This window comes from Kineococcus sp. NPDC059986 (assembly GCF_040702905.1).
GTDB lineage: Bacteria > Actinomycetota > Actinomycetes > Actinomycetales > Kineococcaceae > Kineococcus.
Genome location: NZ_JBFBND010000041.1, coordinates 1 through 25,392 on the forward strand (window position 1 = coordinate 1; position 25,392 = coordinate 25,392).

General features: G+C 70.6%; 30 protein-coding genes. 18 read left to right on the plus strand and 12 right to left on the minus strand.

Annotated elements, in window-relative coordinates:
• Window positions 1–456: 456 nt before the first annotated feature.
• Window positions 457–660: a hypothetical protein gene (locus AB0637_RS21545; RefSeq protein ID WP_366174744.1), complete on the plus strand. Its 204-nt coding sequence runs from the start codon at window positions 457–459 to the stop codon at window positions 658–660.
• Between the two features lie 805 nt (window positions 661–1,465).
• Here the strand turns inward: AB0637_RS21545 and AB0637_RS21550 are convergent.
• From AB0637_RS21550 to AB0637_RS21560, 3 genes are all read right to left on the minus strand, one after another.
• Entirely contained in the window at window positions 1,466–2,137 is a 672-nt protein-coding gene (locus tag AB0637_RS21550; RefSeq protein ID WP_366174745.1) for a hypothetical protein, read from the minus strand.
• Entirely contained in the window at window positions 2,134–2,706 is a 573-nt protein-coding gene (locus tag AB0637_RS21555) for a sigma-70 family RNA polymerase sigma factor (RefSeq protein WP_366174746.1), read from the minus strand. The genes AB0637_RS21550 and AB0637_RS21555 overlap by 4 nt, the downstream gene beginning before the upstream one ends.
• Before the next feature lie 328 nt (window positions 2,707–3,034).
• Window positions 3,035–3,412, minus strand: a complete 378-nt coding sequence (locus AB0637_RS21560) for a hypothetical protein (protein ID WP_366174747.1) — start codon at window positions 3,410–3,412, stop codon at window positions 3,035–3,037.
• 306 nt (window positions 3,413–3,718) lie between these two features.
• Here AB0637_RS21560 and AB0637_RS21565 point away from each other — a divergent pair, with 306 nt between their 5' ends.
• From AB0637_RS21565 to AB0637_RS21580, 4 genes are all read left to right on the plus strand, one after another.
• On the plus strand, window positions 3,719–4,129 hold the full coding sequence (locus tag AB0637_RS21565) for a diadenosine tetraphosphate hydrolase (RefSeq protein ID WP_366174790.1): 411 nt from the start codon (window positions 3,719–3,721) through the stop codon (window positions 4,127–4,129).
• 391 nt (window positions 4,130–4,520) lie between these two features.
• Entirely contained in the window at window positions 4,521–4,781 is a 261-nt protein-coding gene (locus AB0637_RS21570; RefSeq protein ID WP_366174748.1) for a hypothetical protein, read from the plus strand.
• 333 nt (window positions 4,782–5,114) lie between these two features.
• Window positions 5,115–6,239, plus strand: a complete 1,125-nt coding sequence (locus AB0637_RS21575; RefSeq protein WP_366174749.1) for a DUF3644 domain-containing protein — start codon at window positions 5,115–5,117, stop codon at window positions 6,237–6,239.
• Window positions 6,240–7,825: 1,586 nt separating this feature from the next.
• The gene (locus AB0637_RS21580; protein WP_366174750.1) at window positions 7,826–8,011 is read left to right on the plus strand and encodes a hypothetical protein; all 186 of its coding nucleotides are present in this window, start codon (window positions 7,826–7,828) and stop codon (window positions 8,009–8,011) included.
• Window positions 8,012–8,252: 241 nt separating this feature from the next.
• Here AB0637_RS21580 and AB0637_RS21585 read toward each other — a convergent pair whose 3' ends face one another.
• The 3 genes from AB0637_RS21585 to AB0637_RS21595 form a co-directional block, all read right to left on the minus strand.
• Window positions 8,253–8,381: a hypothetical protein gene (locus tag AB0637_RS21585; protein WP_366174751.1), complete on the minus strand. Its 129-nt coding sequence runs from the start codon at window positions 8,379–8,381 to the stop codon at window positions 8,253–8,255.
• A gap of 74 nt (window positions 8,382–8,455) precedes the next feature.
• The gene (locus AB0637_RS21590) at window positions 8,456–9,394 is read right to left on the minus strand and encodes an aminoglycoside phosphotransferase family protein (protein WP_366174752.1); all 939 of its coding nucleotides are present in this window, start codon (window positions 9,392–9,394) and stop codon (window positions 8,456–8,458) included.
• Complete coding sequence (locus AB0637_RS21595; protein ID WP_366174753.1) at window positions 9,339–9,965, minus strand: hypothetical protein; 627 nt, start codon at window positions 9,963–9,965, stop codon at window positions 9,339–9,341. Before AB0637_RS21595 ends, AB0637_RS21590 begins: the two co-directional genes overlap by 56 nt.
• Window positions 9,966–10,040: 75 nt before the next feature.
• Here AB0637_RS21595 and AB0637_RS21600 point away from each other — a divergent pair, with 75 nt between their 5' ends.
• Both AB0637_RS21600 and AB0637_RS21605 read left to right on the plus strand, forming a co-directional pair.
• Window positions 10,041–10,403, plus strand: a complete 363-nt coding sequence (locus AB0637_RS21600; protein WP_366174754.1) for a PadR family transcriptional regulator — start codon at window positions 10,041–10,043, stop codon at window positions 10,401–10,403.
• Window positions 10,400–11,110 carry a hypothetical protein gene (locus AB0637_RS21605; RefSeq protein WP_366174755.1) on the plus strand — a complete coding sequence of 237 codons (711 nt, stop codon included), beginning with the start codon at window positions 10,400–10,402 and terminating at the stop codon, window positions 11,108–11,110. The genes AB0637_RS21600 and AB0637_RS21605 overlap by 4 nt, the downstream gene beginning before the upstream one ends.
• 12 nt (window positions 11,111–11,122) lie before the next feature.
• Here AB0637_RS21605 and AB0637_RS21610 read toward each other — a convergent pair whose 3' ends face one another.
• Complete coding sequence (locus tag AB0637_RS21610; RefSeq protein ID WP_366174756.1) at window positions 11,123–11,848, minus strand: hypothetical protein; 726 nt, start codon at window positions 11,846–11,848, stop codon at window positions 11,123–11,125.
• A 75-nt stretch (window positions 11,849–11,923) separates the two neighbouring features.
• On the opposite strand from AB0637_RS21610, the gene AB0637_RS21615 reads away from it, so the two are divergent.
• On the plus strand, window positions 11,924–12,751 hold the full coding sequence (locus AB0637_RS21615) for a class I SAM-dependent methyltransferase (RefSeq protein ID WP_366174757.1): 828 nt from the start codon (window positions 11,924–11,926) through the stop codon (window positions 12,749–12,751).
• Window positions 12,752–12,794: 43 nt separating this feature from the next.
• Here the strand turns inward: AB0637_RS21615 and AB0637_RS21620 are convergent, their stop codons facing one another.
• Window positions 12,795–13,679 carry a hypothetical protein gene (locus AB0637_RS21620; RefSeq protein WP_366174758.1) on the minus strand — a complete coding sequence of 295 codons (885 nt, stop codon included), beginning with the start codon at window positions 13,677–13,679 and terminating at the stop codon, window positions 12,795–12,797.
• Between the two features lie 187 nt (window positions 13,680–13,866).
• Between AB0637_RS21620 and AB0637_RS21625 the strand changes: the two genes are divergently transcribed.
• Together AB0637_RS21625 and AB0637_RS21630 are read left to right on the plus strand one after the other, a co-directional pair.
• Window positions 13,867–14,391 (plus strand): peptidylprolyl isomerase, encoded by a 525-nt coding sequence (locus AB0637_RS21625; RefSeq protein ID WP_366174759.1) that lies wholly within the window; start codon window positions 13,867–13,869, stop codon window positions 14,389–14,391.
• A 72-nt stretch (window positions 14,392–14,463) separates the two neighbouring features.
• Window positions 14,464–15,282 (plus strand): rhomboid family intramembrane serine protease, encoded by an 819-nt coding sequence (locus AB0637_RS21630; protein ID WP_366174760.1) that lies wholly within the window; start codon window positions 14,464–14,466, stop codon window positions 15,280–15,282.
• A gap of 290 nt (window positions 15,283–15,572) precedes the next feature.
• On the opposite strand, the gene AB0637_RS21635 is transcribed toward AB0637_RS21630, so the two are convergent.
• Both AB0637_RS21635 and AB0637_RS21640 read right to left on the minus strand, forming a co-directional pair.
• On the minus strand, window positions 15,573–16,514 hold the full coding sequence (locus tag AB0637_RS21635; RefSeq protein ID WP_366174761.1) for a hypothetical protein: 942 nt from the start codon (window positions 16,512–16,514) through the stop codon (window positions 15,573–15,575).
• 112 nt (window positions 16,515–16,626) lie between these two features.
• Window positions 16,627–16,974: a cell division protein CrgA gene (locus tag AB0637_RS21640; protein ID WP_366174762.1), complete on the minus strand. Its 348-nt coding sequence runs from the start codon at window positions 16,972–16,974 to the stop codon at window positions 16,627–16,629.
• A gap of 79 nt (window positions 16,975–17,053) precedes the next feature.
• Here AB0637_RS21640 and AB0637_RS21645 point away from each other — a divergent pair, with 79 nt between their 5' ends.
• From AB0637_RS21645 to AB0637_RS21665, 5 genes are all read left to right on the plus strand, one after another.
• Window positions 17,054–17,770 (plus strand): DUF881 domain-containing protein, encoded by a 717-nt coding sequence (locus tag AB0637_RS21645; protein WP_366174763.1) that lies wholly within the window; start codon window positions 17,054–17,056, stop codon window positions 17,768–17,770.
• A complete protein-coding gene (locus tag AB0637_RS21650) occupies window positions 17,767–18,477 on the plus strand; it encodes a class E sortase (RefSeq protein ID WP_366174764.1) in 711 nt (236 codons plus the stop codon). Before AB0637_RS21645 ends, AB0637_RS21650 begins: the two co-directional genes overlap by 4 nt.
• 22 nt (window positions 18,478–18,499) lie before the next feature.
• Complete coding sequence (locus AB0637_RS21655; protein ID WP_366174765.1) at window positions 18,500–18,661, plus strand: hypothetical protein; 162 nt, start codon at window positions 18,500–18,502, stop codon at window positions 18,659–18,661.
• Window positions 18,662–18,712: 51 nt separating this feature from the next.
• Window positions 18,713–19,135: a DUF4190 domain-containing protein gene (locus tag AB0637_RS21660; RefSeq protein WP_366174766.1), complete on the plus strand. Its 423-nt coding sequence runs from the start codon at window positions 18,713–18,715 to the stop codon at window positions 19,133–19,135.
• Between the two features lie 89 nt (window positions 19,136–19,224).
• Window positions 19,225–20,751 carry an LCP family protein gene (locus AB0637_RS21665; RefSeq protein WP_366174767.1) on the plus strand — a complete coding sequence of 509 codons (1,527 nt, stop codon included), beginning with the start codon at window positions 19,225–19,227 and terminating at the stop codon, window positions 20,749–20,751.
• A 25-nt stretch (window positions 20,752–20,776) separates the two neighbouring features.
• Here AB0637_RS21665 and AB0637_RS21670 read toward each other — a convergent pair whose 3' ends face one another.
• Window positions 20,777–21,865 carry a Gfo/Idh/MocA family oxidoreductase gene (locus tag AB0637_RS21670; protein WP_366174768.1) on the minus strand — a complete coding sequence of 363 codons (1,089 nt, stop codon included), beginning with the start codon at window positions 21,863–21,865 and terminating at the stop codon, window positions 20,777–20,779.
• Between the two features lie 89 nt (window positions 21,866–21,954).
• Here AB0637_RS21670 and AB0637_RS21675 point away from each other — a divergent pair, with 89 nt between their 5' ends.
• Complete coding sequence (locus AB0637_RS21675) at window positions 21,955–22,950, plus strand: LacI family DNA-binding transcriptional regulator (RefSeq protein WP_366174769.1); 996 nt, start codon at window positions 21,955–21,957, stop codon at window positions 22,948–22,950.
• Between the two features lie 21 nt (window positions 22,951–22,971).
• Here AB0637_RS21675 and AB0637_RS21680 read toward each other — a convergent pair whose 3' ends face one another.
• Window positions 22,972–24,564 carry a methyl-accepting chemotaxis protein gene (locus AB0637_RS21680; protein ID WP_366174770.1) on the minus strand — a complete coding sequence of 531 codons (1,593 nt, stop codon included), beginning with the start codon at window positions 24,562–24,564 and terminating at the stop codon, window positions 22,972–22,974.
• Between the two features lie 123 nt (window positions 24,565–24,687).
• Between AB0637_RS21680 and AB0637_RS21685 the strand changes: the two genes are divergently transcribed.
• Both AB0637_RS21685 and AB0637_RS21690 read left to right on the plus strand, forming a co-directional pair.
• The gene (locus AB0637_RS21685; RefSeq protein ID WP_366174771.1) at window positions 24,688–24,903 is read left to right on the plus strand and encodes a hypothetical protein; all 216 of its coding nucleotides are present in this window, start codon (window positions 24,688–24,690) and stop codon (window positions 24,901–24,903) included.
• 35 nt (window positions 24,904–24,938) lie between these two features.
• The gene (locus AB0637_RS21690; RefSeq protein WP_366174772.1) at window positions 24,939–25,361 is read left to right on the plus strand and encodes a YchJ family metal-binding protein; all 423 of its coding nucleotides are present in this window, start codon (window positions 24,939–24,941) and stop codon (window positions 25,359–25,361) included.
• The last annotated feature ends 31 nt before the right edge of the window (window positions 25,362–25,392 follow it).

Sequence of the window (25,392 nt, forward strand, 5' to 3'; positions counted from 1 at the left end):
TCGGGTCCCGGAGGGGAGCCTCTCGGCCGTACAGCGTGGCCACGAGGTAGCGCGCCATTGAAGCGGCCGGTACCTCGCACCTCGCGGGATGACCGCGACGTCGGCGGTATGGCCGTCTTTGCGGGCAGCATGGTCGGGTCTGCCGACCGGGCAGCACGAGGTGATGGAGAGCGAGGGCCGGCGCGATGGGTCGAGGACGGCAGGGAGAGCACGGCACGGAGGACGGCAGCGAGGGCGCCGGCGTACGGGTGGGAGGCGACGGGGACGACGACCAGGGCGACCACGCCGAGGTCGCCCCCTGACCTGACCCGGCCGGGTCTGCGCCATGTCCGTGTCTTAGCCGGGTGTGCGTGCCACGCTCACCGGGTGGCGCCACTGGTCGAGTCCAATGAGGTCGTCGAGGCCATGGAGATCTAGGACGGCGACGTCATCGAGCATCCGGAGACCGGAGCGGTGATGACTGTCGAGGCGCACATGCACGCGGACCCCCACTACCTGGACCTGCTGCCGGGGATCGTGCGCTTCGACGTCTACGACGGCATCAACGAGGACGGCCCACTGCGGTGGGAGGGGCCCATCCACAGGTTGGTCATCACCGAAGGCATGCGGCTCCGCCGGCTTCTTCAGTATCGGGTGCCGCCGATCGTCCGTCTCGAGTGACCAACGAGCCGCGATCCACTTCGGCGCTGACTCGTAGACACGCGCGCACCGCGGGATGACCGTGACTTCACGACCAGGACCGTTGTGCAACCGGTTCCGCCGTCAGTGGAGACGCTTCTTCGTTCGGCGATGCTTGAGACGTTGCCGTAGAGCATCGCTGCCGCGGGTCACCGGGACTACGGTGCACGCCGCTCCTAGGCCCGCCCCGATTGCAGAGGGCCAGCCCAGAGCGTCAGAAATCGACCACACGATTACGTAGGCGACGACGCTGAAGACGAACCACGGCCAGATGCGAGGACGACGTCTCCGACGCTCAGAGTCTTCAGCTGTCATAGACCTGACCTTGTCAGGCGCCACTCACCCTCGTTGTTCAGTTGACCCTCTTGGCGGCGCGCTCTTCGGCATGTCAGGTCGTCGCCGGCCGCCCGAGACTGCGCACACCGCGGGATGACCAGAAGATCGTCAACGAGGGGCGTCAGCACCCCGTCGTCGAAGCTGGGTGATGCGCTTGACCAGTCGCAGAGCCTGAAGGACGACCAAGACAGCCCCCACAAGAGCGATCCATGGACTGCTGTCCCCGAGGAGGACCACAGCGGTGAACAGGATGAACGCTGACAGCAGCACCACGTCTTGCACGACCACTCGACGCATCCTCTTGCCCTCCTTCTCAGCCGCGGAGCGCAGCCGACGGGGAGCTTGGCACGCCGGCTGTCTCCTAGCTGGCGAACAAGAGTGGTCCCACCCGAATGGACCATGACCACGCGTAGGGCGGGATGACCGTGCGGTCGTAGTCGCCGGCGACTACTCACACGATCCAGATGTCCTGGTCGGGGAAGACTCCGCAGTCCGTCAGCGCTTGTGCGGCTTGCTGGGAGAGGCCGGCGGTCTGTGCGGTGGAGTTCCCTCCGCCGATCAGCATCTCCTCGCCCAGCTGACTGGTGCTGCCGTCAGGGAGGGTGAGCGTGGTCGTGGAGGCGTCCCACGTCGTGCCCGCCGGCCAGATCACCAAGGTGCCGCGTACTCCGATGCAGGAGCCGACCCTGGACAGTGGGCCTTGGAGCGCGGCGGTCTGGTGCACGCCATCCTCCTCGGAGGCAACGATGATCTCGCCCTGCAAGGACGCCTCGAAGGGACGCGTCCCGGGGTCGGTGGTCTGGCTGGGGACGGTGGCTGGCACCACGCGGACGCTGGGGCCTGCGCCGTTCAGGTGGGACCAGCTCAGCCCTGCCGTCACGACCGCGCATGCTGCGGCGGCACTGATGAGGCCAACCCGGGTCCGGCGGTGGCGCTGCTGGTCGCTGTGCAGGCGCTGCTCCAGGCGGGCCCAGTCTTGGCCGGTAGCCACGGGCTGCCTTGCGGCGGTGCGGGCGGCGGCGGCGGCGACCGCGTCCAAGCGGGCCTGCAGCCGTGCTGCGCGCTCATCGACGGTGCTGGGTGCGTCGGGGATGTTGCCGGGGGTGTTGTGGGGGGTGGTCATGCCAGGTCCTCCAAGCGGGCGGCTAGGGCGCGCTGGGCGCGGGAGATGTCGGACTTCGCCGTGCCCAGCGGCACGTCCAAGGCGTCGGCGACCTCGGCGACAGGAAGGTCCATCCAGTACCGCAGGATCAGGGCCTGACGCTGGCGCCGGGGTAGGCGTTGGACCGCGGTGAGCAGGTGGTCGACGCGTTCGGCGGCCAGCGCGGCGTCTTCGGCGGAGGCGTGATCGCGTGAGGCGTCGCCGGGGGTGCGGCGCACCACCTTCAGGTGGCGCAGCCGTGAGGTGGTCAGGTTCGCGGTGGTGCGGCGAACGTAGGCCAGGGCCGCGGCCGGCTCGTGCAGGTGGCGGCGGTGTAGGCGCACGAAGGCTTCCTGTGCGATGTCCTCGGGGTCATCGGCGCCCAGGAGGCGGGCCAGGCGGACGATGGAGCCGAAGTGCTGCTCGAACAGGGCGCGGTAGCCGGCGTCGTCGGTGGCGAAGCCCTCGTCCCGGCTGGTCTGTGCGGGGGCCGAGGAGGGCGCGGGCCCGCCCGCGCTGGACCGCCTGCGGGCGAGGTCGTCGGCTTTCACACCGTGTAGACGCCTCACCGGACTGAACGTTGCACACCGCCTGTGCCCGGCGCCCGGCGACGCCCTAAGCGTCTGCCGAGAGGACGACTTGGACCGTCCTCGATCGGCAAGATCGGCGAGGTCGTCGACGTCCTGGCTCGCGGGATGACCGTGCGCCCACGCACCGCGGGATGACCGTGCGCCCACGCACCGCGGGATGACCGTGCGCCCACGCACCGCGGGATGACCGTGCGCTGCGCGCACCGCGGGATGACCGTGAAGTCGCTAGGGCGCTACGAGCCGGGAGACCGCGTGAGTCCGCACAGTGAGCGGACGGTCGAGGTGGAGGTCAATCAACGATGACGTGCAGGTGCCAGGCGTTCTCACGGCAGCGCCGAACGAGGTCGGCGGCCTCCTGTAGGGCAAGAAGATGACCGGGCTCTTGAGCCAGGGCCTGAGCGTGCAGCAGGTCGTGCGCGAGCTGGTCCAAGTCCTCGGGGCGGTAGTGCTGATCATGCAACGTACTCCAGCGTCCCAGCTCTGGCAGACCCGCGGCGTAGCGGTCGTCGGGCGAGAAGTGGTGGAGGAAGCTCTCCAACTCCGCCTCGGTGGCGCCGTTGTCTCCATGGCTTTCGGTGGGGCGCTGTTGGCGCCGTTCAGCGCGAGTCATGCGCTTGCGTAGGCGCGCGGAGCGAGGGCTCACCTCTCCCTCGGTCGTGGCGATCATTGACAAGCCCACTGCTTACCTCCCTCGACGTTGCGCTGATGCCGTGCCCCCACCTGTGCCGCAGGGCCTGCGAAGGGGTGGGGCACCCGGCTCGACGCGAATGCTCCCATGGCTGCCCGGTCGCACCTCGATACGACGTCAAGATCACCGTCCCTCGTGATCCACGCGCGACCAGCGGGATGACCGTGCGGCCGATGTGGGTGCTAGCTGGCTGTGACGGCGTTGCTTGCTGCGTACGGTGCCTTCGTGCAGCACTGGCAGCGCGATCGGGTCGGCTCGGCCCTACGAGACGAGAACCCCACCGTGATGCGACGGCTCCCCGCTGGGTTCGCCGTCATTGGGGATGCGCAGTGGCTTCCCGGCTACAGCCTGCTGCTCACCGACGACCCCACCGCGACCCGTCTGTCGGACCTGCCGCGGCCTCAGCGCCTGGCCTTCTTGTCCAGCATGGAGCTATTGGCCGAGGCCGTGGAGCAGGCATGCGCTGAAGCTGACGAGGCGTTCCTGCGGGTGAACCTGGAGATCCTGGGCAACGCCGACCCGTTCTTGCACGCCCACATCTGGCCCCGCTACGAGTGGGAGCCACCGCAGCTGCGCCGGCGCCCGGTGTGGCTCTACCCACGGGAGAGGTGGACTGATCCCGTAACGGCCCTGGGCGTTGAGCACAACGGGCTGCGCGCCGGCATCACCGCCCATCTCACTGCGGCAGCAGCATGAGTACGCCACCGCGGGTTGACCGTGCGTACGCGCACCGCGCGGTAAGCGTTCGCCCCGCGCGCACCGCGGGGTGGTCGCGGACTCCTTCGAACTAGCGGCGACGCTTCAAGAGAGCCTTGATCAGCAAGCACACAGCGGCGGTCACGACCGCAGCGATAAAGCAGTAGAGAAGGACGTTTGGCTCGTTCGAAGCCGGTCGGATGGCTGTGTTCATCGCTCCTGCTCTTGGCGCTCTGGGGGGCCTGGTCGTAACGGTAGGACGAGACATCGACCTTCGCGTGGTGCCCCAATGCGGGATGACCGTGCGCCCACGCACCGCGGGATGACCGTGACGTCGCGTGGGTCCTTCGATTGGGCTGCGCGGTTGTTCGGCAACAGGCAGCATGCAGACGTGGGACACGTCTTGTGGGTCGTATTCAGTGGCACCTGCGCGCTCGGCTTCTCCGGTGGCGGGCTGTTCGCTGTCTTCGCCGCCCCCACCGCTGCTCGCTGGAACGACACCAAGGGACCAGCCTGGGTCCGTAACTACAACGGCACGGCCTATCCCGGGCGCACCAAGCCGTGGCACATGCGGCTGGGCGGCGGTCTCCTGACTCTCACCGGGTTGGTCTTCTGCGTGATCTTCTACTTTGCGATCACCGGGCAGCTGTAACTCCTTGAGCTGGCTCCCAGAGCCTGCTCGCCATCCGCTACTCGTCACGAGCGCGACAGCGCGGTCATCGACATGAGCGCGACAGCGCGGTCATCGACATGAGCGCGACAGCGCGGTCATCGGCATGACCGCGACGTCGCCAGCCGCCGGCGGCAGCGCGCACAACGCGGGATGACCGTGACGTCGGTCCGCACATGCTGGGCGGGTAGCTGGCGCGGAGCGTGTAGTTCTCGATGGGCATCGCCAGCCTGATTACCCAAACCAGTCGAACGCGCACTCACTGTTTACGCGAGGTGCTTATCCTGAACGTCTCATCCAGGACAGGAGGTTACCGTGGCGCCCCCGCCCCGGCACATGCAGATGGTGGAGGCGTCCCGAGACGAGGCTGCCTTGGCCGTTCGTCTCTACAACGATCCTGCCGAGACGCGCAGCTTCGAGGGCTTCGTGGTGCACATGCACCTCGCCTGGCTGTACCTGCTGCACGCTCAGCTTGAGCGCGACGGGACCGACTACCGGTACTGGAAGCCGGCGCGGGACGGCAAGGCGCCGCGACTCGACAAAGTGGATGGTGAACCCAAGCGATGGGAGCTGTCCAAGTGTGTCCAGGAGCGGTGGAGCGACCCCAAAGACCCGGTCCGCGCCAACCTGACCTTCTTCATCGGCCTCAGGAACAAGATCGAACACCGCTACGCCCGGCAGCAAGACGCCCTGACAGCTGCCGTCGGCGGCCTGGCGCAAGCCTTCCTCCTCAACTACGAGGAGGAGCTGACAGGGCAGTTCGGTGCGCGTCTGTCCCTCGCCACTCGACTGCGTTTCCCCATCTTCGTGGGGTCTTTCACCACCGAAGGTGAGAAGACCCTCCGACGGCTGCGTAAGCAGTTGCCCGCCCAGCTGCGAACCTTCATCGCTGCCTTCACCGCCGGCCTCGACCCAGAGACCAGCAACGACCCACGCTACGAGTTCCGCCTACGAGTGGTGCAGGAACTCGCGCCCAAGGACCCGGATGCCCTGGCGGTCCAGTTTACCCGCCTCAGCGACCTGACCGATGAGCAGCGCGAGTTGGTCGAACAGATGGGGCGGCAAGGAGCTGTAATCGTCCGAGAGCAGAGGCGCAGCGTCGTAGGGCAGGATCTGTTGAAGCCCGGCGAAGTTGTGAAGCAGGTCCAGGAACTTCTCCCGTACCGATTCAACATGACCAACTTCACCGAAGCGTGGACGCGCTACGAGGTCCGTCCAGTCACTGGTAGCGAGACGCCAGAGCGGACGGACGAGAGATATTGCTTCTACGACGCCCGACATAAGGACTACGGGTATACGAAGGCATACGCGCGTAAGCTGGCAAGGGAATGCAACAGCCTGGAGGGCTTCAAGAAGGTGACGGGACGATACCCGAAAGACAAAGAGACTGGTGTTCAACTTACACCCGCAGACGTGCCACTCGAGATCACGGCTAGATGATTCCCGGATTCTAGGGAACTAATCGTGGCTGCTCGCCGGCTGGTTTGGCGGTCCCGTCGATACAGCTCGGCAGAATGCATAGTGTAAGAGCATTGAGCCGGTGCGACGGATGGATCGCTTTTTGGCGCGGGCGCGGTCAGCGACATAGCCGTACGTGTGAGATCTGCTGGCTGGCAACCGCCAGCATTCTGATCTTCCCCAGCTAATTCGCATGAATTTACGACATAGGGATGACGCCGCCCGAACATGATAGTCATTTGTTCCAGCTACTAGTGGAGTGAGTTTGTTTAATTCTATCCCCGCTGTCCCTGACTGGGAGATTCGGTGGGTCGAACATCGCGGAGAGTCGGCACTCCATCTGACTGCAGAGAGGACAAAAAGCGCATATAAGACCGAGAAAGTGACTGCTGCGGGCATTGCGCAGTCGGCCAAGTCAATGAACTTGAAGCCGTACCGCGGCGAGAAAATCACGCGATCTGTCCATGAGAGTTTGTCAGTTGTTCTCACGAGCGCAGGTACGTGGGTCGCTGATAGTGGCGCGTTCTTCGTTGCCGCAATTCCGGAGCTACCTTCGCGTCAGTGGATTGAGACGGCGTCAGCGCAAGGGGGGGTCACACTATACCTATCGCCAAGAGGGGTCAGCTTGGAGGCGGTGGCGACGGTGCCTCGATCTCAGCGTGCCGTTGTTCACCATGCTCGCCTCCGAGTGCGGGATTTTCGACATGAGGGTAGGCGCCGCTTCCACTTTTTGTACTCAGATGGCGCCTCGCGGGATGCACCGAAATTTCAAACTCACGTCATTCCCGACCTGAATTTTCTTGTATTCCTGCGTGATTGTGCTGCAAGTGGACGTAGTGATGATAGTTTCATGCTGGCGAGTGATTATGTAGCGCAGTTGCGGGGCCATGACTTCATCCCGGGATTTGGCCTGATGGAGACTTCTTGGGATCGACTGCGATCTGGGTATCGCCAAGGACCCCGGGGCCGGAACCCCATCGTTGCCGCAATTGACGCCTGGTTCGACAGTCCCTTGGGGAGCCTACATGACGCCGAAGGCATCCTCCGTGCTTATGAGGATCGACTGAAGGATTTGGAAAGTCATGGGGAGCGGGCGAGGCTTCTGGATATACGTGAAGATTTCTTGATTTTGCTCGCATACTGGAATCTTCTCGTTCTAGCTAAGTTGTGGCACCCCTATCGAGGTCAGAGATTCAACGCTCAGCATCGCCTCGAATGCTACGAACGTTGGGTTGAGATCGTTAACCACCCTACCGAAGGAGGTGTGAGCTCATATAGCGCAGCTGCTGTGCGCAATTTCTTATTGGCGACTCCAGTGGATGACGGCGGCGCAAGTAAGGTCTTGAAACTCGACAAGAAGGCGTCAAGCGTTGTTCGCAACCTATATGGTGCTGCCTGGGACCTCTCCATGCTCTCCTGGCTCGATGCAGGGACCATCGGAGAATTGCCAGACGCCTCATTGGGAGACTGCGCATTCTTGACGGGTGATGATGGTCTTCGATCACTAAAGGCGACAACCCAATCTTCGCGGTGGCTTGGATGTCACGCGTAGGGGAATGGTGACTTTCATGCAAGTTGACGACAAAATCGACTCGCGATTTACTGCCGCGCAGGTAAAGGTTGTTCACAAGTTGGCGGAAGAGCTCGCGGACGGAGGATTACGGCGTCTTTCCTTAGACCCTGAAAACAGATTGTCTGTGGTGCTGCGCAAAGTTTCTAGTCTTGAGGACGAGGTGGCGGCGCTCTATCTTTGATTCTACTTTTTAGGCGCGATAATAATGCTTTCATGAGCATCGTCTTTCGGGAGGGGAGGGAACCTTTTTGGCCGCCCGGACCTGACCTTCCTGGGTGCTGAGGGGCACCCCGGTCCCGAGGGTTACGGCGCTCCCGATAGATGGCGCGCTACTCCGACGTCATCCAGTGCGCTCGCTCATCGACAAGACCGTGACGTGCCAGACCGTGACGTCGACGCGGTGCGGGTGAGTGGCTGACGGCTCAGCCGGTGTTCGCCGAGACGCGGACGGCCTTGCCGCCCAGCGTGACGACGATGTGGCTCCGCTGCTGTTCACCCGGCCACGGCTGTCCGCCGACGTGCCAGGCCCCGCACCACCGCGCGCGCGTCACCTGGTGCGGGGAGGTCTGCGCTGCGCGGTGGCCGACCGAAAGCGGCTGGGCAGGGCTCGCAGGACCGGGAAGTCTCACCGGTGTCCTGAGACGTCGCACACGGCGTCGACCACCCTGCGAGCGGTGCGGCAGAACGCCGGGTTCGTGGCGTGGTGGTGCGGCATCGCCGTCAGGCCGAAGAACACCGCCCAACCGCGCGTGCGCAGGTCGGTCGCGGGGTCGAGGTGCGTGAGCCGGCGGTACTCCTCGCGTGCGTCGCCGCTGAACAGGGTCCAGGTCGGGAGCCCGTCGCACGCGGGGTCCCCGACGCCGGCGCAGCCGACGTCGATGACCGCAGCGAGCTTCCCGTCGCGCAGCAGGACGTTGCCGGGGGTGAGGTCGCCGTGGAACCACACGGGTGGGCCGGCCCACGCGGGCGCCTCGACGGCCTGGGCCCACAGGTCCAGGGCCGCGTCGACGTCCAGACCTGCGGTCGGCTCCGTCGTGTCCCCGAGGTCGCGGGTGGCTGCGGCGCAGCGCCGCACGTGCTCGTCGAGCGTGACGAGCGGAGTGCCACGACCCGAGGTGGTCGGCCCGGGGACCGGGCCGTCCGTGGGGTCGAGGTCACGCAGCTCCCCGACGACTGCGGCCAAGGACCGCGCGACCCCGACCCAGTCGGCGTCCGCGGTCGGGACCGCGTCCTGACCGTCGATCCAGCGCTGGACCGTCCACCGGTGCGGGAAGCCCTCGGCGGGCTGCCCCACGGCCACGACCTCCGGGACGGTGGTGGAGAGCGACTCACGGAACACCGGCAGCCACCGCACCTCGCGCTCGATCTGCTGCTCGGCCGTACCACGAGGTCGTCGCCGAGGCGGAACACGTCGTTGTCGGTGGCGGAGGACGACAGCGTCCGGAGCGGACGGTCCGCGAGCTCCGGGAACTGGCGCGTCAGCATCGCGCCGACGACGGCCGGGTCGATCACACCGGGCCCGACCGAGGGGCTCGGGCGTCCAGGGCCGCGAGCACGGCGGCATCGCCCGTCGACGCGAGCAGCGACACGACGTCGTCGGGCAGCTCGTGCTCGCCCGCGAGCGTCCAGCGCGCGTCCGCGGACCCGTCGACCGCGACCCGGCGGGCGGTGTCGACGTCGAGCGGCACGCCGTCGGTCGGGGCGTCCGCGCTCTCCACGGCGAGGTGGAGGACCGCCGGGACGACGACCTTGCCGAGGTCCTTCTCCGCCGTGGTGGCCAGGTCCACCCGGACCGCGTCCCCGGCCCAGGAACGCCAGTCGGGGTCCGGGTCCCCGGGGCGCAGGGCGGGGTCCGCGTCCGCGAGCGCCGCCAGCTCGTCCGCCAGGGCCTCCAGGTCGCTCAACGGGACGGGCTCGCCGGGGTCACCACCGCTGAACACGGAGACGTGCCGCCCGGACCACTCGGTGACGACCGACCACCGCGGGCCGGTGGGCAGCGCCCAGGCCCCACCCGAGGTCGCGGGCGTCCACCCCGCGGAACGGAGCGCCGCGGCCACGCGGTCGACGTCACCGAGCAGGTGGCCCGCGGCCGCGGTGCGCAGGACCGAGGCGACGGGGGCGGGGAGGGTGGTCATGGTTCGAGGGTGGCGCACGCCCCCGCGGGGCGTCGACCCTCGACGGGAGGCACCGAAGCCACTACCTTGCGACGCATGACACCGGACGCCCCGGACCGCCGGGCCCAGCTGCTGCGGGGATCGCTCGACCTCTGCGTCCTGGCGGCCCTCGCCCAGCAGCCCGGCCACGCCTACGAACTCGCCACCCGCCTCGCCGAGGCCGGCCTGCGAGACGTCAGCTACGGCACGGTCTACCCGATGATCACGCGTCTGCGCAGGTCAGGGCTGTTGCACGAGCAGACCGAGGCCAGCCCGGTCGGGCCGGAGCGCAAGGTCTTCTCGCTCACCGCCGCGGGACGGGACGCCCTGGACGACTGGCTCGGGCAGTGGCAGCAGGCGACGCTCGACGTCGAGACCGTCCTGCGCAGCACCGGGGTCTGGGCGGGGAGGGGCGCGTGATCTCGCCGCTGTCGCCGCAGGACCGCTCCGTCCCCGAGGACGTGCGCCGCGTCGTCGCCCGCGTGCAGCGGGAGTGGCGTCTCCTCGGTGTCCCCCGCCCCCTGCGGGACGCCGTCGCGGGCGACGTGGCGGCCGACCTGCACGACGCGCACCGGCAGGGCCGCACGCCGGAGTCGGTTCTCGGGACGTCCGTGCGGGACTTCGCGCGCGAGGTCGCCCGCGAGAACGGGTGGCTGGTCGCCTGGCCGCAGTACGGGCGGATGCTCGCGGCCGCCGCCGTGGGGGCGGGGCTGTCGGTGCTGGTGGGCGCGGTCCTCCTCGTCCCGCTCGTCGGGTGGTCGACGAACGTCGTCGCGGTGGTCCTCGGGGAGGCCGGCGTCACGGTGGGCGACGGCGGCGACCCGTCCTGGTACCTGCCGGTCGTGCTGGGGACGTACGTGCTGTTCGGCGCGGGCTTCGTCGCCGCCGTCCTCGGCTGCGTCCGGTGGGCTCTGCGTTCGGCCGAGGGGCTGACCCGCACTCTGCGCTTCGGTGCACTGGGGCTGCCCGCCTCGGCGGCCCTGTCCTTGCCCGTCGCGATCTGGATCGGGCACGCCAGCGGTTTCAGCACGTCCCCGTCGGTCGTCCTCACCGAGTGCGGCCTCGTCCTCGGGACCGCCGCGGCGGCCCTCGTCGCGGCGCGGGCGTGGGCGGTGCGCACGGTCTGAGCACTTCGCGGCTCACATCGGCAGGTCGACCCCGCTGCGCAGCAGGTCGACGGCCTGGACCGGGGATCCCGGGACGTTCACGCTCACCCAGAACCGGTGGTCGGCGGTCTCGCTCGGCCACGCGAGCCGCGTGTCGGCGCGGTCCATCCACTGCACCCCGAGCGGCCCGCCGTCCGGCCAGGTGAGCACGGTGTAGTCGTCCTGCGGGGTCCGGTCCACGTCCGCGGCCGTGACCGGTGCCGCCGCCAGACCGCCGTACTGGAACGTCGTCCACACCAGACCCCGGGCCCGCGCCGTGTCGAAGTCCGCGTCGACGTCGACACCCGGCGGGAGCCAGACCAGTGTCACGGCGTGCTGGTCGGCGGCGGGGTCCTCGGACGGCGGTGACGGGTGCGCCACCGACGGCACCGGGTGGGCGAGGACGCCGCGTCCCTCCCGCGCACCGCAGAAGCGGGTGAACCCGCGCTCGGAGAGGTCGCGGAACGCCGGCAGGGGGATCCCGAGGTGGGCGGCGACCTCGTCGCACGGCAGCAGCGTGCCCACGAGGTCGTGCGGGGACTCGACGAAGGCGAGGGGATCGCCGCGGCGCGAGAACTCCGGGGGGCGCAGCGCGGCGACCGCAGCCTCCTGCGCCTGACCGAGGACCAGGGCGGGTCCGGGCCCGCTGCTCCCCGCCGGGACGACCGCCAGGGCGAGCGCGAGCGGCAACGCCGCGGCCCACTGTCGTCGCACCACCACAGCCCCCCTCCGCCGGCCCCTCACCGCACACCCCACTGTGGCAGGACGGCCTCCTCCCGGTGCCAGGATCGCCTCGTGGACGGACCGACGGACGCCGTGCAGGACTACTACGCGAGCTACCACGAGCGGGAGCTCGCCCGGCTCCTCAGCGCGGAGGGGCGGCTCGAGTTCGCCCTCACGACGCGGCTCCTCGCCCCCCACCTGCCCACGGCCGGGCGCGTCCTCGACCTCGGTGGAGGCCCCGGCCGGTACAGCGCGTGGCTGGCGGAGCGGGGTCTGGAGGTCTCGCTCGCGGACCTCTCGCCCAACCTGCTGGACCTCGCGCGGGAGCACCTGGCCGAACGGGGAGTGCAGGTCGGCGAGGTCGTCCAGGCCGACGCGCGTGACCTGACCCGTTGGTCTGCAGCGTCTTTCGACGCCGTCCTGGCCCTCGGGCCGTTCTACCACCTGCCGGACCCCGTCGACCGGCACCGCGCGCTGGCGGAGGTCGTCCGGGTGACCGTGCCCGGCGGACTGGTGGCGACCGCGTGGATGCCGCGGTGGGCGCTGCTGCGCCGGACGTTGTCCATCGAGGACGAGCGGGACCAGCTCGCCGACCCGTCGTTCGTCGACGCGGTGCTGGAGCGGGGCGCGTACGTCAACCCGCACCGGGGGCGGTTCACCCACGCCCACGCCGTCGACCCGGCCCGGCTGCCGGACGAGCTGGCCGCCTCCGGGCTGCGTACGCTCGCCCTCGCGTCGACGGACGGGTTCGCCCACGGGTTGCAGGACACGGTGGACGGCGTCCGGACGACGGACCCGGTCCGCTACGAGCAGCTCCTGGACCTGCTCGTCCGCACGGCGGGTGACCCGAGCCTGCTCGGCACGGCCGGGCACCTGCTGCACCTGGGGCGGACGACGTGAGGACCGGCCCCGTCACCCGACGGGGCCGGTCCTCACGGGTGGCTCACTCGCCCTTGAGCTCCTCGGGCGTCCCGTCCTCGACGGGGGCGTACTCGTGCTTGCCCGTCGACGGCGCGTCCGTCTCCGGGGTCGTCGTGGGCGCCGTGGCCTCCTCGAGCTTCTCGGTGCTCTTGTCGGCGGCGGGGGTGCTCGGCGTCGTGGCCGCCGGGGCGGGCGTCCAGGCGGCGCCCGGGGCCGCCCACGGGTCCTCCTTCTGGGAGTTCTTCACGGCCGCGTAGACCGCGGCACCACCGGCGGCGACGAGGGTGAAGACGAGGAACTTGCGTCCCGCGCTGCCCTTCTTCTTGGCGACGGCCTCGCCCTTGAGCACGGCGACCGCACCCTTCGAGCGCTGCTGGGCGACCTTCTTCGTCTGCTTCGCGGTCGCCTTGGCAGCCTTCGAGCCGGCCTTGCCGGCGGCCTTCCCGGCCTTGCCCGCCAGCTTGGCGCGGCGCTCGGCCTGGTGGGCCTTCTTCGTCAGCGACTTCTCCAGCGACGCCTCGAACCTCTTGCCGTCCTTGACGACGTCCTTCACGGCGGACTGGACGGTCTCGCTCGTGGAGGCGGCGGCCGCGGTGGCGGTGCCGGCAGCAGCCGCGACGGCCGGAGCGGCCGCGTCACGGGCGTTGTTGGCGGCCTCCTGGACGGCCTCGACGAGCTTGGGCAGCAGGTCGTCGACGATCTTGTCGCGGGCGCTGTCCACCGCGGGGGACACCTTGTGGGCGGCGGCCTCGACCTTCGGCGCAGCCGCCTCGAGCGTCGTGTCCCAGGCCTTCTCCAGGCGGGGCTGGGCCCAGTCGACGGCGGACCCGACCGCCGGCGCGACCTTGCCGGCCAGCGACGCGCCCTGGGCCTGCAGCTTCTCGGTGTGGCTCTTGGTCAACGACATCCGTTTCCTCCTCGTGCTCGTCCTCTGGCCCGTTCATCCGATGTCGCGAACGTGCGGGGTGCGCTGTCCGTGCCCCACGCCGAACGGTCGGCGACGATCACCACCCGTCATCTGACCGCACCCGGGCCCTTCCCGCCACCAGACGCCCCGCCGGGTGCCGTGCGGGACCCGTGGAAGGATGAGCGGCATGTACGCCACTCTGCACACCAACCACGGCGACATCCGCCTGGAACTGTTCGAGAACCACGCCCCCAAGACGGTGGCGAACTTCGTGGGCCTCGCCGAGGGCACGAAGGAGTGGCAGGACCCGGCCAGCGGCGAGAAGAAGACCTCGCCCTTCTACGACGGCCTGACCTTCCACCGCATCATCGACGGCTTCATGATCCAGGGCGGCTGCCCCCGTGGTGACGGCCGCGGCGGCCCCGGGTACCAGTTCGACGACGAGATCCACCCGGACCTCCGCTTCGACAAGAAGTACCTGCTGGCCATGGCCAACGCGGGCAAGATCGCCGGTCACGGCACCAACGGGTCCCAGTTCTTCGTCACCGTGACGACGACGCCGCACCTCAACGGCAAGCACACGATCTTCGGCGAGGTCGCCGACGACGAGAGCCGTGCCGTCGTGGACGCCATCGCCACCGTGCCGGTCGGCCCGGGTGACGCCCCCCGCGAGCCCGTCGTCATCACGTCTGTCGACGTCGAGCGCGACTGACCTGCACCGCACTGCGACCCAGGACACGCACTGAGCGTGAACGACGGGGGCGTCCCGCGCGTTGAGCCCGACGTGAGCGACGTCCCCGTCTGTCCCCGCCACCCCGACCGCGAGTCGTGGGTCCGCTGCCAGCGCTGCGGGCGGCCCGTCTGCCCGCAGTGCCAGCGCCCCGCCGCCGTCGGGGTGCAGTGCGTCGACTGCGTCGCGGAGGGGAACAAGGGCGTCCGCCAGGCCCGCAGCACGTTCGGCGGGGCGCTGGCCAACCGCGACACCCTCGTCACCAAGGTCCTCATCGGGGCCTGCATCGCCATGTACCTCGGGCAGCAGGTCATGCCCACGAACGTCTTCTACCAGCTCGCCCTCGTCAACGGCCCGTTCCCGGGGTCGTTCGGGCAGGGCTCCTGGTGGCAGCCCATCACGTCGGCGTTCATGCACGGTGGCTGGCTGCACCTGCTCTTCAACATGTACGCCCTGTGGATCACCGGGCAGTACCTCGAACCCCTCCTCGGCCGACTGCGCTTCACGGCGATCTACGTCGTCTCGGCGCTGGGCGGGGCCGCCGGCGCGCTGCTGCTCGCTCCCGCGGGGAGCGTCACCGTCGGTGCCTCCGGCGCGATCTTCGGCCTCTTCGCCGCGCTCTTCGTCGTCAACCGGCACCTCGGACGGCAGACGGGTCAGATCGCGGCCCTCATCGTCATCAACTTCCTCATCGGCGTCTTCTACGCCGGCATCTCCTGGCAGGCCCACCTCGGCGGCCTCGTCACGGGCGCGCTGGTGGCGACGGCGATGGCCCGGGGGCGGCAGGGCAAGCCCGCCGTGCAGTGGGCCGGGACGGCCGCCGTCGCCGTCCTCGTGCTGGCCGGTCTGGGCTACAGCGCGTCGCTGTACTGACGAGGTCCCGCTCGGCGGTCACCGAGCGCGATCGGGACGCCCGTCCCGTCGTCCACAGGCTTTCGCACACCTGTGCGAATCCCATCTGTGTCATCCACCGGGTGTGGGGGCCGCTGTGGACGGGGGGAAGCCTTACCCACACTCATCCACACCTTGTGGACGAGTCGGTGGACAACTCCTGTGGACGACGACGAGCTCTGTCCACACGTCATCCCCAGACGGTGGACAAACCTCGCGCGTGAACCGTTCCAGTGACGGTCAACGCTCCGTGATCGGTACTCGACGGAGCGTCAGACGGTGACGCTGGGGACGGCGTCATCGTCGGTGTCGCGGACGTCGGCGGCCCACTGCCGGGTCTGCGTCGCGAGCTCCTCCCAGTACCCGGGACGGCCCAGAGGCGCCGGCGCCAGCCAGCCCTCCTCCATGTGCGTGCACACCGCGGGGTCGGCCGCGGCCAGCCGCCGACGGCGCGAGGGCCGTCGCAGCGACGCCACGTCCACCGCGCCGCGGAAGGTCGTCAGGTACAGCGCCCGCGCCACCCGCACCGCCGGGTTCGACGACGCGCCGGGGTGGTGCGCCACGAGGTCGCGCAGCGTGAACCGGGGGACGCCCTGGACCGCGAGCAGGCTCGTGTGGTCGAAGTCGCCGCCCGACAGGCAGCACAGCACCAGCAGCCGGTGGTCCTGGCGCAGTGCGCCCAGGCGCACGGCGAAGGTGCTCGTGGTGCTCTGGTGCGGCACCCAGCGCACGACCTGCTCCGGGATCGACCCCTCACCACGCCCGGCGCGCGGACGACGCCACTGCGGGACGCGACCGTCGATGTCGTCGTGGGTGCCGACGCCGTAGGGGGCCAGGTACTCGGCGCGCCGCAGCGCCGCGGCGCGGTCCAGGGAGACCAGCGCGTCCGGCCGCCACAGGTAGTCGTCCTCGGCGAAGAGCACGACGTCGTCGGCGGCCCAGTCGGACCGCACCGCGAGCTTCAGCCCCGCGAGGTAGCTGGCGCGGTTGCTGCCGCCGGTGATCGCGCGGACGGTGCCGTGCTCGCGCATGAGCGTCAGCCGCTGCGCCGGCACGGGTCCGTCGTTGAGGAAGACGACGTCGACGCCGTCACCGACGGAACGGGCCCGGGCGACGGCGCGCAGGAACGAGTCCAGCGCCACCGACTTCGAGTACCAGGACGGCCGACCCTTGGCGTTCTCCCCGCCGTGGGATCGGTAGACGACGTGCAGCACTCGGCCCCCTGTGTGGCTGTGGACGACAGGCGCCACCCTAACCGTCACGCAAGGGGAGGGTTGCCCCCGCGGACCGCCGACTCACCCGTCGGGCGCAGTGTGGAGCGGAGCGTCAGCGCCAGCGGGTCGTCATCGCGAACCCGATGAGCACGAACGCGAAGCCGGCGACCAGGTTCCAGTTGTCCCACCCGGGCACCGGGAGCATCGAGCTGGACAGGTAGAAGACGACGATCCAGACCAGCCCGAGGACCATCAGGCCGACCATCGTCCAGATCCACCACCGCGGCGTGAGCTGGTTCTTGCGCTTGACCTCGCGGTCGGCGTCGGCGGTCCCTCCGCGACGGAGCTTCCCGGCGCCGGCCGTGGCCGTCGCGTCGCTGGTGACGTCCGTCTCGTCGGGCTTCTTGCGGCGGGGCACGTCGACCTCCAGTCGGGGGTGGGCGGGGACGGGGACCGTCACCTGCTGGTCAGCGTAGTGCGACGATCGGTGTCCGGGGCGGGACCGGCCGCCGACGGGGAGCAGGGGACAGGAGGCACGGGTGGCGACAGGACGCATCGTCCGCCGGGCCGGGGTCTTCGTCGTGCTCGCGGCCGCCGGGCTCCTCTTCGCCACGAGCGCCCTCACAGCCGGCGGGACGGACCTGCGCTCGGAGTCCGCCGACCTCGGATCGGTCGTCGCCCAGCGCTCGCGGGAGAACGCCCAGCGCGCGGCCCAGGTGGCCACCCTGCGCGCCGAGGTCGACACCCTGAGCCGCGACGCGGCGACGTCGCCCGGGTCGGACCCGCTCGAGGACCCGGGGCTGGGCACGGCCTCGGGGGCGCTCGCGGTCCAGGGACCCGGCCTGACCGTCACGCTCGACGACGCCCCGGACACCGAACGTCCGGCCGGTGCGTCGCCCGACGACCTCGTCGTGCACCAGCAGGACGTCGAGGGCGTCGTCAACGCCCTGTGGAACGGAGGCGCGGAGGCCATGATGGTCATGGACCAGCGGATCGTCTCGACGTCGGCCGTCCGCTGCGTGGGCAACGTCCTCGTCCTGCAGGGCCGCACCTACTCCCCGCCCTACCGGATCACCGCCCTCGGTGACGTCCCGCGCCTGCGCGCCGCGCTCGACGCCTCCGCCGAGATCTCGATCTACCGCGAGTACGTCGCGGCCTACGGACTGGGCTACCAGGTCTCCACCGGGCAGGACCTGCAGCTGCCCGCCTTCGACGGGACCACGCGCCTGACCTACGCCCGGGCCGGTGCCGCGTGATCCGCCGCGCCGTGTCGGTCCTCGGCGAGCTCCTCGTGACGGCCGGCGTCCTCACGCTGCTGTTCGTCGTCTGGCAGCTCTACTGGACCGACCTCACCTCCGGCCGGGCGCAGGCCGCGACCGTCAGCTCGCTCGAGCAGCGCTGGGAGCGCACGACGACGCCCGCCCCCACCTCGACGGCGCCCGTCGCGGACCCGCCCGTCGACGCCGTCGGCGTCCCGCCGGTCGGCCAGCCCTTCGCGATCCTGCACGTGCCGCGCTTCGCCGCCGACTACTCCGTGCCGATCGTCGAGGGCACCGGCACCGAGGAGCTCAAGGACGGGATCGGCCACTACACCCAGTCCGTGATGCCCGGGCAGATCGGCAACTTCGCCATCGCCGGTCACCGCGTCACCTACGGCAAGCCGTTCAACCAGATCGCCGAGCTGCAGGACGGCGACGCCGTCGTCGTCGAGACCGCGACCCAGTGGCTGACCTACCGCGTGCGCTCGCACGAGATCGTCCGGCCGCAGCAGGTCTCGGTCATCGCCCCCGTCCCCGACCAGCCGGGCGCCACGCCCACGCAGGCGTGGCTGACGATGACGGCCTGCCACCCGATGCACTCCGCGCGGCAGCGGTACGTCGTGCACGCGCAGCTGGAGTCCGTCCGCAACCGCGCCGACGGGCCCCCGTCGTCGCTGGCCGCCCCTGCCGGCTCCGCCGGCTGAGACCCAGGACCGGAGGCGACAGGTGTACGCGTGGTGGTGGCGGGTCCTGCCCGGACCGTGGTGGGTGCGGGTGCTCATCAGCCTGCTCGTGGCAGCCGGGGTCGTGCTGTTCTGCTTCACCGTCGTCTTCCCCGCGATCGCCGACCACCTGGCGATCAACGACGGAACCGTCGACGGGCAGTGATCCCGCTTTCCTGGGACGCTTTGCCTCCACCGACCTGGGAGGACGCACAGCATGTCCAGTGAGTACGCCCCGCCGACCGGTTACGGCGAGTACGGAGAGCACGGCCGCACCAAGCCCCGCAACGGGCTGGCCGTCGTCGCGCTCGTCCTCGGCATCCTCGCCCTGCTCACCTCCTTCATCTTCATCGGTGTCGTCCTGGCGATCGTCGGGCTCATCCTCGGGATCTCCGGTCGTCGGCGGTTCAAGCGGGGCCAAGCGACCAACGGTGGGACCGCCACGGCGGCCGTCGTCGTCAACGTCATCGCCCTCGTCGCGAGCATCGCCCTCTCGGTCGTCTGGATCTTCGCCGGTGCGTGGTTCCTCAACAACGGTGGCCAGGACTACGCGCAGTGCGTCGCGGCCGCCAACGGGAACCAGACGGCGATCGAGCAGTGCGCGCGCGACTTCCAGCGGGACGTCACGAACGCGAGCTGAGCACGCCTCTGTGAAGGGCTCGCGCACACGCTGCGCAACGTTGACGACTCCGCTCCAGGTCACGGCCTCCGCGGCCGTACCGTGACAGCGTGCCCACTTCCACTGATCCGGCGCCCCACGAGGTCCCCGGGGCCGGTCGCCGCGCGCGTGGCCGTCACTCCGACCACGCGCACGGCACGGCCTTCAAGGTCCTCCGCGGGTTCCTGATCGCGGCCGTCGTCCTGGCGGTCGTCGCCACCGGTGGCGGTGTGTACGCGTACTACAAGCTCCAGGGCAACATCAACGCGCAGGACATCAACAACCTGCTCGGCACCCGCCCCTCGGACGAGTCGAAGACGGACCCGACGACCGGTCAGGACGCCGTCAACATCCTCGTCATGGGCAGCGACACCCGTGACCTGTCCGACGGCACGGGGAACGAGTACGGCGGCGCGAAGGCCGACCCGGGGGCGCGCTCGGACACGACGCTGCTGGTGCACCTGGCCGCGGACCGCAAGAGCGCCACGATGGTGAGCATCCCGCGCGACTCCGTCGTGCAGATCCCGGCGTGCAAGCTGCCGGACGGCTCGACGACGAAGCCGCAGAAGGGGATGTTCAACTCGGCCTTCTCGATCGGCGGCGCGGCCTGCACCGTCAACACGGTCCAGACGCTCACCCAGGTGCCGATCGACCACTACGTCGTCATCGACTTCAGCGGGTTCCGCTCGATGATCGACGCCCTCGGCGGGGTCACGATCTGCACGCCGGACGCGATCAACGACAAGGACTCCAACCTCCACCTGACCGCGGGCACCCACGACGACGTCGACGGCGCCACGGCGCTGGCCTACGCCCGCGTCCGCCACATCGGCGACGGGTCGGACATCTCGCGCATCGGCCGCCAGCAGGCGCTCATGAGCTCGATGGTCCAGAAGGTCACGAGCTCGGCGATCCTCACCCGCCCGGACAAGCTCTACTCGTTCCTCGACGCGGCGACGAAGTCGGTGACGACCGACCCGGGCCTGGCGAACCTGTCCGAGATCGCGTCGCTGGCGCAGTCGCTGCAGAAGATGCCGGCCGACGGGGTGCAGTTCGTCACCGTGCCGACCGAGCCGTACCCGGCGAACCCGAACCGGGTGCAGTGGACCCCGGCGGCGGCCGCGCTGTGGCAGCAGGTCCGCACCGACACCGCGGGTCCGGCCTCGGCGACGCCGACGGCGTCCCCGACCGCCGACCCCGGCACGAGCTCGGAACTGCTGGTGGCGCCCTCGAAGATCTCCGTCCAGGTGCTCAACGTCGGCGGCACCGCCGGCGCGGCGGGGACGCTGTCCAAGGCGCTGACGTCCGTCGGGTTCGTCTCCGGCGGCACCGGCGACGGTCAGGCCACCGACCCGGGCGCGGACGTCCTCGTCCGGTACGGGACCGACCGGCAGGACTCGGCGAACACGGTCGCGGCGGCCCTCGGCGGGGCGAAGACCCAGCTCGACCCCTCGCTCGGCAAGAACATCGTCGTCGAGGTCGCCTCACCGAGCGTGACCGTGAGCGACGTGCGGTCCCGGGTGACGGGCACGCCGGTGGCGGCCACGCCGACCCCGACGATCACCGCCCGCGTCGCCACCGACAGCATCTGCGCCTGACCCCACGGCAACCCCTCCCGGTCCGTTACCCCGTCGGGCGGAAAACACCCTTTCCGCCCTCAGAACACGTGTTCCGAGGGCGGAAAGAGTGTCCTCCGCGAGGGGGACGGGGCCAGACGCCGACGCGGACGGGCACCCCGGACAGCAGCGACTCCTGCGCCGCGTCGGCCACCTTCGACGCGGCGACGGCGTCCTCGGGGCGGCACAGCTCGTCCGCCTCGCCGCGCACGAGGCCGGCGAAGGCCGCGACCTCGGCCCGGTACGCCTCGGCGAACCGTTCCGCGAACGTCGTGAACGGCGGACCCGCCGGGAAGACGACGCCGGGTTCGGCCGAGCGCAGCGCGCTGCGGTCGTCGAGGCCGACGACGAGCGAACCCTTCGACCCCTGCAGCTCCAGCCGCACGTCGTGGCCGGCGCCGTTGTAGCGGGACGCGGTGACCACGGCCAGGGTGCCGTCGTCGAGCGTGCACACCGCGAGCGCCGAGTCGACGTCGCCGACCTCACCGATCGCGGGGTCGCCGTTGTTGCTGCCGCGAGCGTACACCTCGACGACCTCGCGGCCGGTGATCCACCGGATGACGTCGAAGTCGTGGACGCTGCAGTCGCGGAACAGCCCGCCGGAGGTGGCGAGGAAGGACACCGGCGGGGGCGCCACGTCGCAGGTCGTCGCCCGGATCGCGTGCAGCCAACCGAGCTCCCCGGCGGCGTACGCGCGCCGGGCCTCGCGGTAGCCGGGGTCGTAGCGGCGCTGGTGGGCGATGCGGACGACGCCGTCGTGGCGGGCGACGAACTCCAGGACCGGCAGGGACAGCGCGACGTCGGGGGCGACGGGCTTCTCGCAGAGCACGGGGACGCCGGCCTCGACGCCGGCGCGGATGAGGTCGGGGTGCTGGGCGGTGCCGGTGGCGACGACGAGCCCGTCGATGCCGGCGGCCAGCAGGGCCTCGACGTCGGCCGCGGCGTCGGCCCCCACCTCGGTGGCGACCTCCCGGGCGCGGGTCGCGTCGACGTCGGCGACGGTGACGCGGCCGACGCCGGGGGTCGTCACGAGCGTGCGGGCGTGCATCGCGCCGATGCGTCCGACGCCGGCCAGGCCGAGGTGCAGGTCGGTCACGGGATCCTCCTCGTCGAGTCTGTTGGACCGGTCCAACGACGACTACGATCGTCGGCGAGGACCCCGACTGTCAAGGAGGCGACGCGCGCGTGACCCGACCGACGATCCGCAGCGTCGCCGCCCGAGCGGGGGTCTCCAAGTCGCTCGTCTCCCTCGTCCTGCAGGACAGCCCCAAGGTCTCGCCCGAACGGCGCGCCGCGGTGCTCGCCGCCATGGCCGAGCTCGGCTACCGGCCCGACCCCACCGCCCGCAGCCTCGCCCAGGGCCGCACCCGCGCGATCGGCCTGGTCCTCGACGACCTGCGCAACCCGTGGTTCGTGGACGTCCTCGAGGGCCTGCGCCCCGTCCTGCACGCGGCGGGTCTGCGACCGGTCCTCGCCGAGGCGCGCAGCGAGCCGGAGGCCCCCCGCACCTTCGCCGACCTGCGCGTCGACGGCCTCGTCGTCATCGGCACCCTGCCCGACCTGGCCCTCGTCGCCGAGGTCTCCGCCGAGGTCCCGACCGTCCTGGCGGGCACCCGCGTGGCCGCCGGCGACCCCTTCGCCGTCGACGTCGTGGCCGGCGACGACGGGACCGGGATCCGCCTCGCGGTCGAGCACCTCCTCGGGCTCGGGCACCGGCGCCTGGCCCACGTCGCGGGCACCGGACCCGTCGGCGACCTGCGCCGGCGCGCCTTCGAGGACGCCGCCCGCGCCGGGGGAGCCGAGGTCCTCGTCGAGACGGGCCCGATGACCGAGGACGCCGGTCACCGCGCGGGCCGGGCCCTGCTGACCCGCCCCGACCCCCCGACCGCCGTGGTCGCCGCGAACGACGCGGCCGCCGTCGGCGTGCTCGCGGCGGCGGCGGACCTGCGCGTCGAGGTGCCGGCCGCGCTGTCCGTCGTCGGCTACGACGACACGTCGATCGCCCGGCTGCGCGCCGTCTCCCTCACCAGCGTCGACAACGCCGCCCACGAGGTCGGCAGGCTCGCGGCCCGGCGCCTGCTCGACCGGCTCGAGGACCCCGACGCCCCGGCCGACCTGCAGCTCGTCGCGCCCCGGCTCGTCGTGCGGGCGACGACGGCGCCGCCGGGAGGCGGCGGCTGAGGTCCCCGACCCGCCGAGCCGTCAGAGGGTGAAGGCGGACACCAGACGGTTCAGGTCCGCGGCGACGTGGGACACCTCGCCGGCGGTGGTCGCCGTGTGGGTGGCGCTGGCCGTGGTCTGCTCCGCGGCGGTGGCGATGCCGCCGACGTTCCCCGCGATCTGACGGCTGCCGGAGGAGACCTCGGTGACGTTGCGGACCATCTCGGCGGTGGTGGCCGACTGCTGCTCGACGGCGGCGGCGATGGTGGCCTGCAGACCGTCGATGCGGGTGATGACGTCCCCGATCTGCCCGATGGCCGCGGCCGCGGCGTGCGCGTCCTCCTGGGTGGCCGCGACCCGGCTGGTGATGTCCTCGGTGGCGCGGGCGGTCTGCTGGGCCAGTTCCTTGACCTCGCCGGCGACGACGGCGAAGCCCTTGCCCATCTCCCCGGCCCGGGCGGCCTCGATGGTGGCGTTCAGGGCCAGGAGGTTGGTCTGCTCGGCGATGGAGGTGATGAGCTTGACCACCTCGCCGATCTCCCGGGAGGAGGCGGACAACCGTTCCAGGGTGTCGCGAGCGGTGCCGGCGTCGGTCACGGCGGCAGCGGCGACCGCGGAGGCGTCCGCGGTGGAGGTGGCGATCTCGCGGATCGCCGCACTCATCTCCTCCCCGGCAGCGGCGACCGTGGTGATGTTGGTGGAGATCTCCTCCGTGGCGGCGGCCACCTGCGCGGACTGCTCCGCGGACTGTTGGGCCCCGGAGGACAGCTGCGTCGCGACCGCGGTCAGTTCCTCCGAGGAGGACGACAGCGTGGCGGCGTTGGCGTTGACCTCCCGCATCAGGCCGGCCAGCCGCTCGAGCGAGGCGTTCGTGGCCACGGCCATCTGGCCCAGTTCGCACGTGGACAGGACCTTGACCCGCTGGTCCAGACGACCTTCGGCCAGGCCCTTGATGACCGGGACGACCAGCGACAGCGGGAGCGCGATGCTCTTCCCCAGCAGCACCGCGATCGTCGCCGCCAGCAGGAGCGCTGCCGTGCTCAGGCCCCCGAGGAGGAGCAGCGAGTGGCGGTAGGCCCGCCGGCCGGCGGCGGCGCTGGCGGCGGCGATCCCGTCCTCGGTGTCGACGAGCGTCGCCAAGTCGGCGGAGACCTTGGTGCTGAGGGGGACCGTCGTCGTCGGACGGGCGGCGATGAAACCGGCGGTGTCCCCGGCCAGGGCCAGCCGCGTCAGGGTCTCGCGGGCGGTGCGCCAGGACGCGAGGTCCGTCTCGAAGGCGGTGCGTTCTGCGGCGGTCGAGCCCGGGTCGGACGCCAGGTACGCCTTCCAGGCGTCGTCGACCGCGGTGTCGTCCAGGGCGGTCTGGGCCTGCACCTTCGTCCGCGCGTCGGCGTCGGCGGCCAGGGCCAGGTCGGGCAGGTCCTTGTTGGACTGCTTGAACGTCGTGCCGACCTGCCCCAGGGCGCTGGCCGAGGCCACCGTGGAGGTGTACATGTCCTGAAGGCGCGACTGCGCCGTTCCGACCTGGACGACTCCGACGACGGCGACGCCGACCAGCAGCGCGCAGACGACGGCGAAGCCGCTCAGCATCCGGGGGACGACGCGCATGTCGCAGAAGAACCTGATGAGGGGCACGTGACTCCATCGTCGCCATCTTCTAGAAGATGAGGCGGGAGGGGCTCAGGGTCGTCCGTCGGACCGGGTCCTCCGACGGACGGCGGATGACGCTCGGTGCGTCGTCGTGCACACGGTGGGTCCATGACACAGCGACGCAGCACGGAGCAGGCAGCCTGGGCGCGGACACCGGGCACGTGGATCGCCCTGGCGGTGGCCTTCGCCGCGATCTCGGTGCCCCAGTGGGTCCAGGCGTTCAGCGGGGACGGGGACCTCGCCTACCTGCCCGCGGTCGCGTTCGCGCTCGCCGCGCTGGCCTTCCTGCGGCAGGCGCGCCGCTGCGCCCGGTCCCGGGGCTGACGCCCACCACCGTCCCCCTCGGGCATGATCCGAGGGTGCCCGCTCCGACCGCCTCGCCCGAGGTGACCGACCTCCCGTGCCCCTGCGGCTGGGGAGAACCCCTCGCCGGCTGCTGCGGCCGTTACCTCACCGGCGGTGGTGGGGACGCGCCGACGGCCGAGGCGCTCATGCGCTCGCGCTACGCGGCGTTCGTCCTCGGCGACGTCGAGCACCTCCTGCGCAGCTGGCACCCGGCGACGCGTCCCGGCGAGCTCGACCTCGACCCGGACGTCCAGTGGCGTCGGCTCGTCGTGCTGGGCACGGGCCGCGGCAGCCCCTTCGACGACACCGGCACCGTCGAGTTCGAGGCGCACTACCGGCGGGCGGGGCGGCGCGGGGTCCAGCACGAGGACTCCGCCTTCTCCCGCGTCGGGGGTCGCTGGGTGTACGAAGGGCCGGTGGGAAACCGAGTCGCGTGATCCCTCGGGCGTCCTGCACTGTGGGTGACAG